The 15,113-nt window shown below is 63.7% G+C and carries 16 protein-coding genes; 9 read left to right on the top strand and 7 right to left on the bottom strand.

Going from position 1 to position 15,113, the window contains the following annotated elements:
• Positions 1–173: 173 nt before the first annotated feature.
• Together YUU_RS0127980 and YUU_RS51890 are read left to right on the top strand one after the other, a co-directional pair.
• Complete coding sequence (locus YUU_RS0127980) at positions 174–980, top strand: cyclic nucleotide-binding domain-containing protein (RefSeq protein ID WP_027525366.1); 807 nt, start codon at positions 174–176, stop codon at positions 978–980.
• Between the two features lie 170 nt (positions 981–1,150).
• Positions 1,151–2,977 carry a peptidoglycan-binding protein gene (locus YUU_RS51890; RefSeq protein WP_198031835.1) on the top strand — a complete coding sequence of 609 codons (1,827 nt, stop codon included), beginning with the start codon at positions 1,151–1,153 and terminating at the stop codon, positions 2,975–2,977.
• A gap of 212 nt (positions 2,978–3,189) precedes the next feature.
• Here YUU_RS51890 and YUU_RS0127995 read toward each other — a convergent pair whose 3' ends face one another.
• Positions 3,190–3,747, bottom strand: coding sequence for a cytochrome b (locus tag YUU_RS0127995; protein ID WP_027525367.1), 558 nt, complete (start codon positions 3,745–3,747; stop codon positions 3,190–3,192).
• Between the two features lie 185 nt (positions 3,748–3,932).
• On the opposite strand from YUU_RS0127995, the gene murI reads away from it, so the two are divergent.
• The 5 genes from murI (at position 3,933) to YUU_RS0128020 (ending at position 8,536) form a co-directional block, all read left to right on the top strand.
• Entirely contained in the window at positions 3,933–4,730 is a 798-nt protein-coding gene (gene murI / locus YUU_RS0128000) for a glutamate racemase (protein ID WP_027525368.1), read from the top strand.
• 60 nt (positions 4,731–4,790) lie between these two features.
• Positions 4,791–5,564, top strand: a complete 774-nt coding sequence (locus YUU_RS0128005) for an HpcH/HpaI aldolase/citrate lyase family protein (protein ID WP_027525369.1) — start codon at positions 4,791–4,793, stop codon at positions 5,562–5,564.
• A gap of 229 nt (positions 5,565–5,793) precedes the next feature.
• Positions 5,794–6,573: a hypothetical protein gene (locus YUU_RS0128010; RefSeq protein ID WP_027525370.1), complete on the top strand. Its 780-nt coding sequence runs from the start codon at positions 5,794–5,796 to the stop codon at positions 6,571–6,573.
• 191 nt (positions 6,574–6,764) lie between these two features.
• Positions 6,765–7,382 (top strand): 30S ribosomal protein S4, encoded by a 618-nt coding sequence (gene rpsD, locus YUU_RS0128015; protein ID WP_018647416.1) that lies wholly within the window; start codon positions 6,765–6,767, stop codon positions 7,380–7,382.
• 86 nt (positions 7,383–7,468) lie between these two features.
• Complete coding sequence (locus YUU_RS0128020) at positions 7,469–8,536, top strand: low specificity L-threonine aldolase (protein WP_027525371.1); 1,068 nt, start codon at positions 7,469–7,471, stop codon at positions 8,534–8,536.
• On the opposite strand, the gene YUU_RS0128025 is transcribed toward YUU_RS0128020, so the two are convergent.
• From YUU_RS0128025 to grxD, 3 genes are read right to left on the bottom strand one after another with little or no spacing between them, the layout of a single operon-like run.
• Positions 8,537–9,817 (bottom strand): serine hydrolase, encoded by a 1,281-nt coding sequence (locus YUU_RS0128025; protein ID WP_027525372.1) that lies wholly within the window; start codon positions 9,815–9,817, stop codon positions 8,537–8,539.
• A gap of 2 nt (positions 9,818–9,819) precedes the next feature.
• Positions 9,820–10,368 (bottom strand): O-acetyl-ADP-ribose deacetylase, encoded by a 549-nt coding sequence (locus YUU_RS0128030; RefSeq protein WP_027525373.1) that lies wholly within the window; start codon positions 10,366–10,368, stop codon positions 9,820–9,822.
• 3 nt (positions 10,369–10,371) lie between these two features.
• Entirely contained in the window at positions 10,372–10,704 is a 333-nt protein-coding gene (gene grxD, locus YUU_RS0128035; RefSeq protein ID WP_027525374.1) for a Grx4 family monothiol glutaredoxin, read from the bottom strand.
• A gap of 296 nt (positions 10,705–11,000) precedes the next feature.
• On the opposite strand from grxD, the gene egtB reads away from it, so the two are divergent.
• Entirely contained in the window at positions 11,001–12,242 is a 1,242-nt protein-coding gene (gene egtB, locus YUU_RS0128040) for an ergothioneine biosynthesis protein EgtB (protein WP_027525375.1), read from the top strand.
• A gap of 51 nt (positions 12,243–12,293) precedes the next feature.
• Positions 12,294–13,265: an L-histidine N(alpha)-methyltransferase gene (gene egtD, locus YUU_RS0128045; RefSeq protein WP_027525376.1), complete on the top strand. Its 972-nt coding sequence runs from the start codon at positions 12,294–12,296 to the stop codon at positions 13,263–13,265.
• A gap of 11 nt (positions 13,266–13,276) precedes the next feature.
• On the opposite strand, the gene YUU_RS0128050 is transcribed toward egtD, so the two are convergent.
• From YUU_RS0128050 to YUU_RS0128060, 3 genes are read right to left on the bottom strand one after another with little or no spacing between them, the layout of a single operon-like run.
• A complete protein-coding gene (locus YUU_RS0128050; protein ID WP_027525377.1) occupies positions 13,277–13,945 on the bottom strand; it encodes a hypothetical protein in 669 nt (222 codons plus the stop codon).
• A 19-nt stretch (positions 13,946–13,964) separates the two neighbouring features.
• Entirely contained in the window at positions 13,965–14,531 is a 567-nt protein-coding gene (locus YUU_RS0128055) for a CbrC family protein (RefSeq protein WP_027525378.1), read from the bottom strand.
• A gap of 34 nt (positions 14,532–14,565) precedes the next feature.
• Positions 14,566–15,087 (bottom strand): hypothetical protein, encoded by a 522-nt coding sequence (locus YUU_RS0128060; protein ID WP_027525379.1) that lies wholly within the window; start codon positions 15,085–15,087, stop codon positions 14,566–14,568.
• Between the last annotated feature and the right edge of the window lie 26 nt (positions 15,088–15,113).

Consider the following 15,113-nt stretch of genomic DNA (forward strand, 5'->3'; position numbering starts at 1 on the left):
TTCCGCCCTCCCGGTCGGACCGGTTTTTCGGGCCCGACGAGTGGACAATTGCCGAAACCGCCGCGCGGGCTAGAATTGGCCGCTTGCATCGAATCCGCCGGTCATCTTACTCAAACGATCGATTTCGATTATCTGTATCCGAAAAGCACCGACGGCTTGAGGCGTGGGGAAATATGATGACGTCCAACGCAGATATCTCGTCGATTTTGAACCGCATTCTCGATACGGCTGCGGACAATCTCAGGGTCGCGAAGATCCTGATGCAGATGGGCCTCGATCCCAACAACATCACCTACGACGCCCTGTTCAACCGCCTGCTGGAAATCTTCCTGGCCAATATCACGCTGGCCAATCTGTTCGCCGTCGTCGGCGCGACGTTCCTTGTCGCAACGCTTCTGATGCAGACCATGGTGCCGCTGCGGGTCGCCAACATGATCGGTTGCGCGTTCTTCGCTGCCTATGGCTTGCTCTCCGGAAACGCCTCGACTTTCCTGCTGTATCTTTTGCTCGTCCCCATCAACGGCATTCGCCTCCGCCAAATGCTCAAGCTCGTGAAGAAGGCGCGCCACGCGACGCAGGGCGACATGTCAATGGAATGGCTGAAGCCCTTCATGACCGAGCGCAAATACCGCCGTGGTGACACCCTCTTCAAGCTACACGACCCCGCCAACGAGATGTTCCTGACGGTGACCGGCAAGTTTCTGGTCAAGGAGCTCAACATCGAGATCCCGCCTGGCCGCCTGATGGGCGAGCTCGGCTTCCTGACGCCGAACAACCAGCGCACCGGAACGGTGGAGTGCATCGAGGACGGCCAGGTGCTGACCATCACCTATGAACGGCTGCTCGAGATCTACTTCCAGGATCCGCAGTTCGGCTACTACTTCCTGGTCCTCGCCAGCCAGCGCCTGCTCGAGAACATCTCGCGCTTGCAGGAGCAGCTCAAGGCCGAACGGGCGACGACCACGAACAGGATCGCGTAAAAGCGCGCTGCGGGCCGATGATGCTGCCGCACAGTCCCCCGGAACCAGAAGGCCTGGGCGACAGGCCGTAGGCCGAAATGTCGCAAGCCAGGCTCGACAGGAACAGCGGCCCGGCGGGGCTGTTGGGCGTTGTCAGAGCGGTGCGAAGTCTCGGGAACTTCCTTGCTCTGATGCGCCAGGAACGCGCCGGTGCGCTACGCGCAGGTGTGGTGTTTCCTGAATGCGATCGCGATCAGCGGCTCAAGCAAGCTGAACAGCGCACCGTCCGACAACGGATCGAACGCACTGAGCCAGATCGCAAGAAGAAAATAGCAAAAGAGACAATCGCCAGGAGAAATCGAAGGCGAATGAAATCGGAGGAGATGATGGAACGTAGAATCGCAAAGAACAAATTTCTGCTGACCACGGCTATGCTCTTGGCAAGCGTCAGTCTGGCGTCAGCACAAGGCATGCGGGAAGGCGGCAGCATGGGTGGCGGGACGGTTGGCGCCGGAGAACACGGAATGTCTGCCGGCTCATCCGCAAGCCAGTCGGGCGGTGAAATGCATCGAGGCTCTGCCGGCCCATCGCGCGGCGAAGGGTTGGCGCAGGGCCGTGGACGGGCGGACGGTCCGAGCGAGCGGCACATCGGCCAGGGTCCGGCTCAGCGTGGCGAGCAAATGCAGCACCAGACCACAGGGCAATCCTCGAGAGAAGGCGGTCGCGCGGCAGAGAGGAGCGAGCGGCAACTCGGACGAGAGCAAACCCAGCGCGGGCAGACTCAGGGAAGTCAGGCCATCGGTCAGGGAAAACGCGACAAGGAGCAGATTCGTCGATCCGAAACAGGCCAGCGTGCAACCGGAGCTGAAACGCGCCAGAGCCAGCAGCAGCAAAACCGGACCGGTGTGACACAGGGACAGAGCACAACGACAACAGGCCAGAGCAAAGCAACATCAGGCCAGAGCAAAGCGGGCCAGAACACGACCGGCGCGGCACCACTGCGGCAGACGGGCACGACACCCCAAGGCCAGACTGACACTGCCAATCAGGGCCAGACCCGGGGCCAAGCCACCGCTCCCGCCCAGACTCAGGGCCAGGCCAACGTTGCTGCGCAAGGCACTGAGAGTCTCGCGGGTCGCCCAGTCACGGCGCAACAGCAAACCACGGTGCAGCAGTCGGTACTGTCCGCCAGCAACGCTCCGCGCGTGAACGCGAACGCGGTCGACTTCGCGGTCAATCGGGGCGTGGTGGTGCCCGCGAGCTTCACGGTCGCCTCAGTCGCGGCGTTCCCTGCCCTCATCGATGTGTTCCCGTACTATCGCGATGACAGCTTCTTCGTCGTCGAGGATGAAGTCGTGTTCCTCGATCGGGAGCGCCGGGTGGTCGACGTCGTCCCGGTCGGGCCGCGGGTCCGTTACAGCCACGCAAGCAGCAGCGGCAGCGTCGCAGCGCTCAATCTGAGTTCAGCGGAGATCCGCGAGGTGCAACACGTCCTGATCGATAGGGGCTTGCTCGTCGGAGAGGCAGATGGCGTGCTTGGGTCTCGGACACGTGAGGCCCTGATCACGTTCCAGCGGCAGCAGGGCATCGAGACGAGCGGCAGCATCGACACGCGAACGGTCGCAGCGCTTGGCCTGTCGAACAGGATCCAGGGTGCAAGCCAGTCCTCGACAGTCGGTCAGGGCCAAACACAAGGCCAAACCCAAGGTGAAGCCGGCACCCAGCAGCCTTCCCCGCAGCAGGGCACGCCTGGACAGACGACCGGCCAGGCGAACGCACCGGCGCCGAAGAACCAATCGACGACGACCGGTCAGGCTGGAACGCAACAGCCATCTGCACAACAGAGCACGACCGGACAGGCTGCCCCTTCGCAGAACCTGTCCACCGTGGACCAAGGCGGCGATCAGCCGAACGCCAATCCGAACAGCGGGTCGTCATCATCGACGACGGGCCAAGGTCAAGGCGCGCAGGCGCCGGCTCGGAGCCCCAACCAGTCTCCGGGCAATGAAAAAGAATAGAATAACAAAACCGAGCCCCGCTCACGAGCGGGGCTCTCGCACCTTGCTTCGTCATTGCGAGCGAAGCGAAGCAATCCAGAGTCTTTCCGCTGAGGTATTCTGGATTGCTTCGCTGCGCTCGCAATGACAGTGGGGATAGACGAGAAAGCAACGCTCCGATCGTCATGCCCCGCGTGACATTGAGGCGAGCAGCACGCAACAGAGCTGCCTCCCTACCCCGCCTTCGCTTCCTCCGTCAGCATCCGCACCGCGACGCGGTCGCGGCGGATGTAGTGATGCCAGGCGGTGGCGGCGACGTGAACCACGATCAGTGCCAAGAGCACATAGGCAAAGAGGATGTGGCGGTCTTCGTAGGCGCGCGCTGCCTCGCGGTCGGGCGAGGTGAATTGCGGCACGTGAAACAGGCCGAAGAAGCTGGAGTAGTCGGGCGCATGCGCGCCGGAATGTGCCCAGCCGAGCATCGCGACCAGGATGACGATGAGATAGAGCGCGGCGTGGCTGATGCGCGCGGCGAACTTCTGCCAGGGACGGCTGTCGCCCGGCAGCGACGGCGTCGGGTTGCCGATGCGCCAAGCCAGGCGAATGACGGTGAGCAGCAGAACCATGTAGCCGATATCAGCGTGGATCGAGCGGTAGAAGAAGCGATCGGGCCTCTCCGGCACGTGGTTGACCCACCAGCCGAAGCCGATCATGCCGATGATCGCGATCGCCAAGATCCAGTGAAACCAGCGGGAGATACTGCCCCAGCCGGCATTGGTGTTTCTGATCATGTCGGCCCCCGAATTCTGCGGATGTCCCCAACTGCGGCGCAGCATGGCGCGATCTGATAGCGGGCGAGCGCCGTCGAGGCGATTTGAATCGTTCAAAATTGGGCTGCACCCGCGTTCGCCGCAAAAGCGCCCCAAAAGCCGACCCAAAAACCGAATGGTAACCATGGCACGGCTAGGGTAACCGCGTGACAGACTCCCCGACCATATTGGTGTTCGATTCCGGCCTTGGCGGGCTCACCGTGCTGCGCGAGGTCGTCGCGGCGCGCCCCGACGCGCATTACGTCTACGTCGCCGACGACGCCTTCTTCCCCTACGGCCATCACAGCGAGGACGAGATCATCGCCCGCGTGGTGCCTCTGGTCGGCGATCTGATCGCAGCACACAAGCCTGACCTGATGGTGATCGCCTGCAACACTATGTCCGTTTCGGTCATGAGCCACTTGCGTGCTGCCTATCGCGTGCCATTCGTGGGCACGGTGCCGGCGATCAAGCCTGCCTGTGCGCAGTCGCAGACACGGCGCGTCTCGGTGCTCGGCACCAAGGCCACCGTCAAACGCGAGTACACCCAGGCGCTGATCCGGGATCACGGCCAGGGCTGCGAGGTGACGCTGGTCGGCTCGCCCGAGCTCGCTTCTCTTGCGGAGGCAGCGCTCAGCGGAAACGCGATCAGCGACGGCGATATCTTCGCCGAACTGAAGCCTTGTTTCGTCGGAAACCCCAAGGATGCGACTGCGCGCACCGACACGATCGTGCTCGCCTGCACGCATTATCCGCTGCTGCTTGACCGGTTGATCAAGCTCGCACCTTGGCCCGTGAATTGGATCGATCCGGCCCCGGCGATCGCCCGCCGCGTTTCGGACCTGCTCGGCCCGTGCGTCACCGATCTCGTCCAGTCCGGCGCCGAAATCGTTTTCACGTCCAAGCGCACCCATACCTTGGGGCCCGCGTTGACACCATTCTTCGGCGGGCGCGTCCCGGCCTGACTTTTCGCGTCGCTGGCACGCTGCTAGGTTGCGCCGCCTCTATCCCGCAGGTTCTGCGCCATGTCAGCCACATCAACACCACTCAACCGTCTCCGCCAGCTCTGGCGTGAAGGCCGTCCCGCCTTCGGAGCAATCGCGACCATTCCGAGCGTGCAAACCGTGCAGATCATGGCGCGCTCGCTCGATTGGATCATCGTCGATCTCGAGCACGGGCCGATCGGGCTGACCGAGGCGCATGCGATGATCGCCGCCACGACCGGCACGCCATGCACGCCGCTGGTGCGCATCGCCGCCAACGAGCCCTGGCTTGCCAAGGCCCCGATGGACATCGGCGCCTTCGGCATCAATTTCCCGATGATCACCAGCCGCGAGGAAGCCGAGAAGGCGGTGCGCAGCGTGCGCTATCCGCCGCGTGGCGATCGTCTCTGGGGTCCCTTCCATGCGCCGTTCCGCTGGGGCCAGTCGATGCCCGACTACATGGCCTCAGCCGACGACGAGATGCTCTGCATGATCACCATCGAGCATGTCGACGCCGTCAACCGCATCGACGAGATCATGGCGACGCCCGGCATCGACATCGCGGTGATCGGTCCCGGCGATCTCGCGACCTCAATCAACAAGCGCGGCCAGATGGACGACCCCGAGCTGTTGGAACTGATCGCCCGGGCCGAGGCCGGCATCCTCAAAAGCGGTGTGCCGATCGGCGGGGCAGCACGCACCGCCGAGCAGGCCAATCGCCTGATCGACCGCGGCTACCGCGCCATCGCGCTCGGCTTCGACTGGTCGCTGTTCCAGCGCGGCATCATGGCGGCGTTCGAGGGAATCAGGCGGTAGGCCGGTCTTCGAGCGCTTCTCAAAGCCGGTTGCAGACTACATCAAATTAGCCATTTAAGGCATTGAATTGACATGATTTTACCGAAATTTGCGAACCTTCTTCTGAGCCTGAGAAGGCGATGATTCACGAACCCGCTGGCTCCAACCCGGCTGGTTCATGCTAGATCAGGGCAGCGGGCCGAAGACCCGACTCGCCACACCTGTTTGAGCCCGCGGAAACCCGAGGACGATGCGCGGTACACCCAAGAAAATCTCGCTGCTGCGGCGCATGGTCTTCGACCTCATGCACGCCTCGATGGGCGTGCCCTTCGTCTCGCTGTCGCGGCCGCTCCAGATCCGCCCCCTGCTCGAGGCGCGCGCCAGTGCAAAGGTGCCGGCTGGCTGGGCCGCGATCTTCGTCAAGGCCTTCGCGCTCGTCGCCAGGGACGAGCCGATCCTGCGCACCCTCTACGCCAAATGGCCGTGGCCGACCTTCTATGAGCTGCCCAAGAGCGTAGCGATGGTGGCCGTCGCTCGCGTCGTGGACGGCGAGGAATGCGTGGTGGCGCAGCGGATCGCCGGCCCGGACGCCTTGGCGCTGACCGAGATCGACGTCCTGATCCGGCATGCCAAGGAGGCCCCGCTCCGGGACGTGCCGATGGTTCGCAAGATGATGCTGGCGATGCACCTGCCGCTGCCGCTGCGCCGGCTGGCCTGGCTGATCGGGCTCAATTTCGGCCGCCAGCGCGCCAGCTTTTTCGGCAGCTATTCGGTTACCTCGGTCGCGGCCTATGGCGGGGGCGAACTCCACGCCATCACGCCAGGGCCGTTCATCCTGAGCTATGGGGTGGCCGAGTCGGACCAGACCATCAATGTCGTCCTGCGCTGGGATCACCGGATTACCGATGCCGCCCCGATTGCCCGGGTCCTGACCCGGCTGGAACAGGTCCTGAACACTGAAATCGCTGCCGAATTGCGCGGCAGCCGGCAGGCTGCGGAGCCCAAGCCGATCCGAGCTGTGGCGACGTAAAGGATTGACAGGACGGCCCGATTTCACCTAAAAGCCGCCTGCTCGCGGGCCGGTTTCGGCCCGCGAAGCGTTTCGCGACCCGTGGCCTTGTCCCTTGAAGCTTTGGGGATGGGGCCTGTCGGTGCCGGGTTTCCCGGTCACACAGGAGGGCGCGTTTCCTCAAACCAACTTAACTCTATCAAGAGGACGCGATGACTAAGCGCAGTGAGGCGAAGTACAAGATCGATCGCCGTATGGGCCAGAACATCTGGGGCCGCCCGAAGAGCCCCGTGAACCGCCGTGAGTACGGCCCCGGCCAGCACGGCCAGCGCCGCAAGGGCAAGCTCTCCGACTTCGGCGTGCAGCTCCGCGCCAAGCAGAAGCTCAAGGGCTACTACGCCAACATCAGCGAGCGCCAGTTCCACGGCATCTATGTCGAGGCGAGCCGCCTGAAGGGCGACACCGGCGAGAACCTGATCGGCCTGCTGGAGCGCCGTCTCGACGCGGTCGTCTATCGCGCCAAGTTCGTGTCGACGATCTTCGCCGCGCGCCAGTTCATCAACCACGGCCACATCAAGGTGAACGGCCGCAAGGTCAACATCTCGAGCTACCAGCTCAAGGTCGGCGACGTGATCGAGGTCAAGGAAGCCTCCAAGCAGCTCGCCCACGTTCTCGAAGCGAGCCAGCTCCCCGAGCGCGACGTCCCCGACTATCTCGAAGTCGACCACGGCAAGATGACCGCGAAATACGCGCGCATCCCCGGCCTCTCCGACGTGCCGTTCCCGGTGCAGATGGAGCCGCACCTGGTCGTCGAATTCTATTCGCGCTGATAACGAAGTTCGAAAGGCCCCGGCAAAACCGGGGCCTTTTTGTTTAAGAGACCCGGCAAGGGCCGTCCCAATCCAAGAGGCGTCGCATGCTCTACACCCCTCCCCCCGTCGATCCCAAAGCACCGCCGGTGCGCATCAACCTGCTTTCGGACACGCAGACGCGGCCGACGCCTGCGATGCGCGAGTCGATGGCGCGCGCGGAAGTCGGCGACGAGCAGGTCGGCGACGACCCGACCACGAATGCGCTCTGCGATCGCGTTGCGGATCTGCTCGGCAAGGAAGCTGCGGTGTTCATGCCCTCGGGCACGATGTGCAACGTCACCGCGACGCTGGTGCACTGCCGTCCCGGCGACGAGATCCTCGCGCACGAAACCGCGCACATCATCGCGCGCGAAGGCGGCGCGCATGCAGCGCTCGGCGGTTTCCAGATCACGCAGCTCCAGGGCCCCGACGGACAGTTCACACCTGAGACGTTCCGTAAGGCGCTTCATCCGCGCACGCGCTACCAGCCGACACAGAGGGTGGTCAGCGTCGAGCAGACCGCCAATATCGGCGGCGGCACGATCTGGAAGAAGGCGGCGCTTGACGAGATCGTCGCGATCGCGAAGCAGAATGGACTTGCCACCCACATGGACGGCGCGCGCCTGCTCAACGCCACTGTCGCCACCGGCATCGCCGCGCGCGACATGACGGCAGGCTGGGATTCGGCCTGGATCGACTTCTCGAAAGGCCTGGGCGCACCGATCGGCGGCGTGCTCGCCGGCTCCCGCGACTTCATCGACGCGGTCTGGCAGTGGAAGCAGCGTCTCGGCGGCTCGATGCGGCAGTCCGGCGTCTGCGCAGCCGCCTGCATCTATGCGCTCGACCACCACGTCGGTCGCCTTGCGGATGACCACGCCAATGCGCGCGCGCTGGCGCGCGGGCTGTCGCAGATCGCAGGGATCGAGGTGCAGGAGCCCGAGACCAACCTCGTGTTCTTCAAGCCCGACGGCGCCGGCGTTCCCGGCGACAAGATGGTCGGCGCCTTGCGCCAGCGCGGCGTGATGCTTGCCATGATGGACGGACGCATCCGCGCCTGCACCCATCTGGACGTGACGGCTGCGATGATCGAGGAAACGATCGGCCAGGTGCGCGAGATCGTGCGCGGGGCGTGATCAGCGCCCCATCGCCTCGTAGACCAGCCGCCTCAATTCGGTCTGGATCGGCCCACGCTGCGACGGCGACTGCATCATGCAGATGACGAACATGTCGTCCGCGGGATCGATGAAGAAGAAGGTGCCGCCGACGCCGTCCCAGCGATATTCGCCGGCCGGCAGCGCCGCGTTCGCTTCCGTCCGCACCGCAAAGCCGAGGCCGAAGCCGCTGTCCGGGCCAGGAAAATAGAATTCGGGATCCTTCCCGATCCCGGTCCCCTCGCCGATCTGGTCCGAGGTCATCAGCGCGACCGTCTCGCGCCCGAGATAGCGCCTTCCGTCGAGCTCGCCGCCATTGAGCAGCATCTGCGCAAAGCGCGCATAGTCGCTGATGGCGCCGACCATGCCGGCTCCGCCTGATTCCCAGCGCCGCGGCGCGGTCGCCTCCTTGACGCCAGCGACCGGTCGGTCGAACCAGTCGTTCGGCAAGGGCTCTGCGATCATTGATCGCTTCGCATCGTCGGCGACGAAAAAAGCGGTATCGCGCATCCCCAGCGGATCGAGCAGCCGCTCCTTCTCGAACTGATAGAGCGATTGCCCCGAAACAATTTCGATCACCCGCCCCAGCACATCGGTTGAATGGCCGTAGTCCCATAGCGTCGCCGGCTGCTCGGCCAGCGGCAATCGCGCCAGACGCTCGACGAACTCGGCATTGTCGGGATCCCCGTCAAACAGGCCGGCCTGCGCATAGAGCCTGCGCACCGGGCTGTCGCCATAGAAGCCGTAGGTGACGCCAGAGGTGTGACGCAGGAGGTCGCGGATGGTGATCGGCCGCGCCGGCGGCACGAGCTGCAAGCTGCCGTCCGGCTGCGCGACGCCAACCTTCACATCGGCGAAGGCCTGAATGTGTTTCGAAAGAGCGTCGTCGAGACCAAGCCTGCCGTCGTCGACCAGCATCATCGCTGCGACCGAGGTCACCGGCTTCGACATCGAATAGAGACGGAAGATGGTGTCGTCCGTCATAGGCTCTGCCGTCTTGACGTTGCGCAGGCCGAATTTCTCGTAGACGACGGGCCTGCCGTGCTGCTGGATCAGCAGGATCGCGCCGGGAATCTTGCCGGCCGCGACCTCGCCACGAAGATATTCACTTACGCGTGCGAGCTGTGGCGCATCGAGCTCACGTCCGGCAAGCAGGTCTTCCGCCGCTGCAGCCGCGGCGAATGCCAATAGGCCGGCGCAGACAAGCAGCCAACGCAGGAGGGCCAGACGTCCTTCAGCGGAACGACGGCCCGGCAGCCTCATCGTCAATCGCCGGTGCCGTGCGCCAACAGCGCCTCACGATGCAAGACGGCGCTTGGCTCGGAGAAACAGCAGAAGATGACCTGCGTGACGGAAGGGGTCGTGGCCAGAGCTTCGACCGTGGTCGCGACTGCAATCTGCGCGGCGCGGTCCGCCGGGAAACGGTAGATGCCGGTCGAAATCGCCGGGAATGCCACGGACGTGAGCTCGTGCTTGCGGCAGAGCTCCATCGAACGGCGATAGCAGGAGGCGAGCAGATCGTCTTCGCCGAGAGTGCCACCATTCCACACCGGTCCGACGGTGTGGATCACATGAGCGGCCTTCAGCCGGTAGCCCCGCGTGATTTTGGCATCACCCGTCTTGCAGCCGTGGAGCATGCGGCACTCGGCGACAAGGTCCGGACCGGCGGCCCGGTGAATCGCGCCATCGACGCCGCCCCCACCGAGGAGCGACGTGTTGGCGGCGTTGACGATGGCGTCAACGCTCAAGGTCGTGATGTTGGCAACAATGACTTCTAACTGCGCGCCACCGATCCGGCGCGTCAGCATCGCCACGGATCAGGCCGCTGCGTTGACCGCAACGCCCTTGTCGGCGAAGAGCTGCTGCAATTCGCCGGCCTGGAACATCTCGCGCACGATGTCACAGCCGCCGACGAACTCGCCCTTCACATAAAGTTGCGGGATGGTCGGCCAATTCGAATAGACCTTGATGCCATTGCGCAGCTCGGCGGATTCGAGAACGTTCAGGCCCTTATAGCCGACCCCAAGATGGTCGAGGATCTGCACGACCTGGCCGGAGAAACCGCACTGCGGAAATTGCGGCGTGCCCTTCATGAACAGAACCACGTCGTTCGACTTCACTTCGCTGTCGATGAATTCCTCGATGCTCATATCCATGTCCTTCCGGGGCGGAGCCCTCATCGCTTCGGGCCGGCTCAGCCATCTAACCCGATACCTGCCCCAATATGTAGCGCAAACTATTGGACATCCAAAGTAAAATGGCGGCGACGAAGCCCTGCCATGCGGCCAAATCTGCCAGTTCGGGGGCGGCGGGACTATAGCCTGATGGCTCTAATATCATCACCGAGGAGGACTTTTATCCCGTAACGGAGGCCCTATCTAGGACGAACCTGTCTCTTGGAACCGAGCTACGCCTGCAACGTTCTCTTGTCCACCTGGAGAAAACCGTGACGAAACAAGCCTCCGTAACGGCCAGCTCGCTCCCTGCGTCACCTTTCTCCGGCAGCTCGGCCGAAGCGCTGGTGGATGCCTTTATGGCGGTTCGCAACGAGACCGAGCGCCGCGCCGCGCCGCTTAGCGCGGAAGACCAGCAGATCCAGTCCATGCCGGATGCGAGTCCTGCGAAATGGCACCGCGCGCATACGACCTGGTTCTTCGAGCAGTTTCTGCTCGGCGAGCACTGTCCGGGCTATAAGCCCTTTCATCCCGACTTCGCATTCCTGTTCAATTCCTATTATGTCAGTGCCGGTCCACGCCATGCCCGGCATCGCCGCGGCGACATCACACGGCCGAGCACCGATCAGGTCACCGCCTATCGGAGACACGTCGATGCCGCCGTCGTAAGATTCTTCCGCGAGGCGGATGAGGCCAAGCTTCGCGCCATCAGGCCGCTGGTCGACGTCGGCCTCAATCATGAGCAGCAGCACCAGGAGCTGATGTTCACGGATATCCTGCACGCCTTTGCGCAGAATCCGGTCCTGCCCGCTTACGACCCCGAGTGGCGCTTCCCGGCCTCGAACAAGACGGGCCCGGAATGGCTATCCCTGAACGAAGGCATCCACAGCATCGGACACGCCGACGACAGCTTTCATTTCGACAATGAGAAGCCGGCGCATCGCGCGCTCGTCGGTCCGGTCAGGATCGCACGCAATCTCGTCACCAATGCCGAGTGGCTCGCCTTCATGCGGGACGGCGGTTACCGAACCGCGCCGCTATGGCTGATGGACGGCTTTGCCGCGGTCAGCAACGAGGGCTGGCAGGCGCCGGGCCACTGGCGCGAGATCAATGGTGGCTGGCACATGATGACGCTCGCCGGCCTCAAGCCGGTCGATCCGAACGCGCCCGTGTGCCACGTCAGCTATTACGAGGCCGATGCGTTCGCGCGCTGGGCCGGAAAACACCTGCCGACCGAGATGGAATGGGAGGTCGCGGCCCGCGCCGGCCAGCTCAACGATGCCTTCGGCATCGTCTGGCAATGGACCCGCAGCTCATATTCGCCCTACCCGGGTTACCGGGCCGTGGAAGGTGCGCTCGGCGAGTACAACGGCAAGTTCATGGTCAATCAGCTGGTGCTGCGCGGGTCCTCGCTTGCAACTCCAGGCGGGCACAGCCGTATCACCTATCGCAACTTCTTCTACCCGCACCACCGTTGGCAATTCACGGGATTACGCCTCGCCGACTACGACTGAGTTCTCATCCGACGACAACCGCGCGCCGGACAGCGCGTTCAGGAGAGTATCATGAATGTGCACGCCAGCGCTTTGGCCGAAGCCCATCTTCCTGACGAACAGACCACCGCCTTTGCCCGCGACGCCATCGGAGATCTGTCGCAGCAGCCGAAAAAGCTGTCTCCGAAGTATTTCTACGACGCGACGGGATCAGAGCTGTTCGAAGCGATCACGCGCCTGCCGGAATATTATCCGACGCGCACCGAGCTCTCGATCCTGCGCGAGCGCGGCAGTGAGATCGCGAAGATCATCCCGGAGCATGCGGCACTGGTCGAGTTCGGCGCCGGCGCGACCACCAAGGTCCGCCTGCTCCTGAAGCATTGCAGGTTCGCCGCCTACGTGCCCGTCGACATCTCAGGCGATTTCCTTCACGGGCAGGCGAACGGCCTGCGGCATGATTTTCCCTCGCTCGGCATCCATCCGGTGGCCGCAGACTTCACCACGCCGTTTGAGCTGCCGCCAGCAGTCGCCTCGCTGTCGAAGGTCGGCTTCTTCCCGGGCTCGACCATCGGTAATTTCGAGCCGCATGAAGCCAAGGCATTCCTGAAGAGCGCGCGGAAGATTCTGGGCCAGGGCGCGTTGATGATTATCGGTGCCGACCTGGAGAAGGACGAGCGGGTGCTCCACGAGGCCTATAACGACGCAGCCGGTGTCACCGCCCGCTTCAATCTCAACGTGCTCGTCCGCATCAACCGCGAGCTCGGCGGCAATTTCGACCTCTCCGCCTTCACCCATCGCGCGATCTACAATCGCGAGCAGCACCGCATCGAGATGCACCTGATCAGCAGGAAGAGCCAGACCGTGCGCATGCTGGGCACGAGCTTCTCGTTCCGGCCCGGCGAGAGCATCCATACCGAAAACAGCTACAAATACAGCCTGGAGCGGTTTGCAGCGCTGGCGCGCGGTGCCGGCTGGCGCGTGCGGGAGACTTGGACCGACGCGGCACGAATGTTCTCCGTGCATGCGCTGGTCACGTCGGAGTAGAGCAGACCAGCCTATTGCACCAGAACGGGCTTCGGCCGGCGCATCAAGCCGAGCTTCAGGTGCCATTTGCGCGTGCCGGTCAGGACATCCTTGACCGGCGTCAGCATGGAGTCCCACATCCTGTATCCGGCGCTGTCGAGCTTCCAACCCTCGATCATGCCGTCGAAATTCGGGCCGGCGGCGTTGGAGCCGACGAGCCGGGTGAATCGGCCGTCCGGCCCCGCTTCATAGACCTTGTCGAGATCCAACGTGCTGCAATCCCCGTCCGGCATCCGATCGATATCGGCGGTGTAGAGAAACTGATGAACGGCATCCCCGCCGTCCCGCCTCGGAACTATGAATTCGAGCTCGGCCGCAAGAAAAAGATGGTCGGCACGAAACGGCATGCTGAATGGTGTGAAGCCGATATTGCTGAAATTCCAGCGTCGGTCGATGACGGCCTGCGCCGTAAATCGCGCGGTGCCATCGTCCGCCGAGAGGACACGCGTGCCGGCATTGGGCGCCTGCCAATCCCCGGTGCCGAATACCAGGCGAACCGGCACGCCGGCGAGCGGCTTGTAGTCCCGATCCGTCAGCTTGAGCTCGACCTCCAGCAGGACCGTCTCGTCGGCCAAGCCGGAGGTCGACGAGAACGTCATGATCGCAAGGCAGGTCAAGCAGCTCCAGAAGGCGTGGCTCATGTCGGCTCCGCGTGCCCGGCTAAAGACAGTCGATGTAAGCGAGCTTGCTGTCGCAGTGGCGACAGCGGAAGACGTAGGCTGTCGGCCCGCGGTCGCGGTTGAGCGAGGTGAGGAATCGCGTCGCGGCGTCGCCGGACACGCCGCGATCGTGCACGATCTGCATCATCAACGTGCCCTCGAGCTGCGGATGGCGTGCGCGGATCTCGGCATGGCCTGCAGGCTCGATGAAGGCGGCCGCGTCACCGCAACAGGCCATCCACTGCTCCTGCTGCCAGCCGGAGAAGCCCGGGGTGCGCAAGGCGATCTCCTCGACGACCTCGCGGGGAATCTCGTCCGGGAAGAGCGCTTCGTCGACGAAGCTCGCGTCGAATGTCTCATGCGCCGAGCCGTCGGCGATGCACCACGGACAGAGCGCCTCGTCGAGCTCCGCCTCGCAATAGCTTGGTCCCATATAGATGAAGCCACGCCGCTGATCGCAGCAAACGCATTGCGCCTCGGAAGCAACGATGCTGCCGCTTGCAATCGGATCGGGATGATATCGGAAGACGGGAAGGTCCATGTCTGTCGGAGCCTTGACGAGGGACATCACAAATTCGGTTACGAGCGATGCGCTGGCCCGCTCACTGCTTCTTCAGCCATTGCGTCAGCATCTCCCGGATCGACCATTTCGTGGTGTGGAAGCTGTCGATGCGCCAGTGGCCCTCCTCCTGGACGAAATCATAGGTTACGACCGCCGGCGGGCCGGGCCGGTAATAGGGCTTGCGGTAGTTCAGCTTCACCGCGAGCACCGCCGCATTGGCGGTCGCGTTCTGGCGCGTGATCGTGAAACTCTCGAGCTCGAGTCCATTGGTGTCGGTGGTCGGATCGAAATCGATCGGACCTGTGTCGTCATCGGGCGCCTTCCTGGCGTCGCACCTGGCCCAGAGCGCCAGCAGCGACTTCGAGAGGAATTTGGTCCGCTGCTGCGGCTTCAGCCAATCGGGGTACTCGCCTTTGACGGCCTCGCGATAGATGCCCGTCAACATGTCGGTCGGTGTCGCCTCGCCTGCATGCGCGAGGGACGGGGCCGCCGGAAGCAGCGTCGCGGCAATGCAGGCGCAAAACGCCCCGGCAAGGTCGGCACGGCGCGAGACGTCGGGCATAAATGATATCCCCTGGCGAAGAACGG

This window comes from Bradyrhizobium sp. Ec3.3, from assembly GCF_000472925.1.
Lineage (GTDB): Bacteria > Pseudomonadota > Alphaproteobacteria > Rhizobiales > Xanthobacteraceae > Bradyrhizobium.

Bases quoted from the DNA above. Each gene is read 5' to 3' on its own strand.
- YUU_RS0127980 (WP_027525366.1), top strand. From the start codon at position 174: ATGATGACGTCCAACGCAGATATCTCGTCGATTTTGAACCGCATTCTC.
- YUU_RS51890 (WP_198031835.1), top strand. From the start codon at position 1,151: ATGCGCCAGGAACGCGCCGGTGCGCTACGCGCAGGTGTGGTGTTTCCT.
- YUU_RS0127995 (WP_027525367.1), bottom strand. From the start codon at position 3,747: ATGATCAGAAACACCAATGCCGGCTGGGGCAGTATCTCCCGCTGGTTT.
- YUU_RS0128005 (WP_027525369.1), top strand. From the start codon at position 4,791: ATGTCAGCCACATCAACACCACTCAACCGTCTCCGCCAGCTCTGGCGT.
- YUU_RS0128010 (WP_027525370.1), top strand. From the start codon at position 5,794: ATGCGCGGTACACCCAAGAAAATCTCGCTGCTGCGGCGCATGGTCTTC.
- rpsD (WP_018647416.1), top strand. From the start codon at position 6,765: ATGACTAAGCGCAGTGAGGCGAAGTACAAGATCGATCGCCGTATGGGC.
- YUU_RS0128020 (WP_027525371.1), top strand. From the start codon at position 7,469: ATGCTCTACACCCCTCCCCCCGTCGATCCCAAAGCACCGCCGGTGCGC.
- YUU_RS0128025 (WP_027525372.1), bottom strand. From the start codon at position 9,817: ATGAGGCTGCCGGGCCGTCGTTCCGCTGAAGGACGTCTGGCCCTCCTG.
- grxD (WP_027525374.1), bottom strand. From the start codon at position 10,704: ATGAGCATCGAGGAATTCATCGACAGCGAAGTGAAGTCGAACGACGTG.
- egtD (WP_027525376.1), top strand. From the start codon at position 12,294: ATGAATGTGCACGCCAGCGCTTTGGCCGAAGCCCATCTTCCTGACGAA.
- YUU_RS0128050 (WP_027525377.1), bottom strand. From the start codon at position 13,945: ATGAGCCACGCCTTCTGGAGCTGCTTGACCTGCCTTGCGATCATGACG.
- YUU_RS0128055 (WP_027525378.1), bottom strand. From the start codon at position 14,531: ATGTCCCTCGTCAAGGCTCCGACAGACATGGACCTTCCCGTCTTCCGA.
- YUU_RS0128060 (WP_027525379.1), bottom strand. From the start codon at position 15,087: ATGCCCGACGTCTCGCGCCGTGCCGACCTTGCCGGGGCGTTTTGCGCC.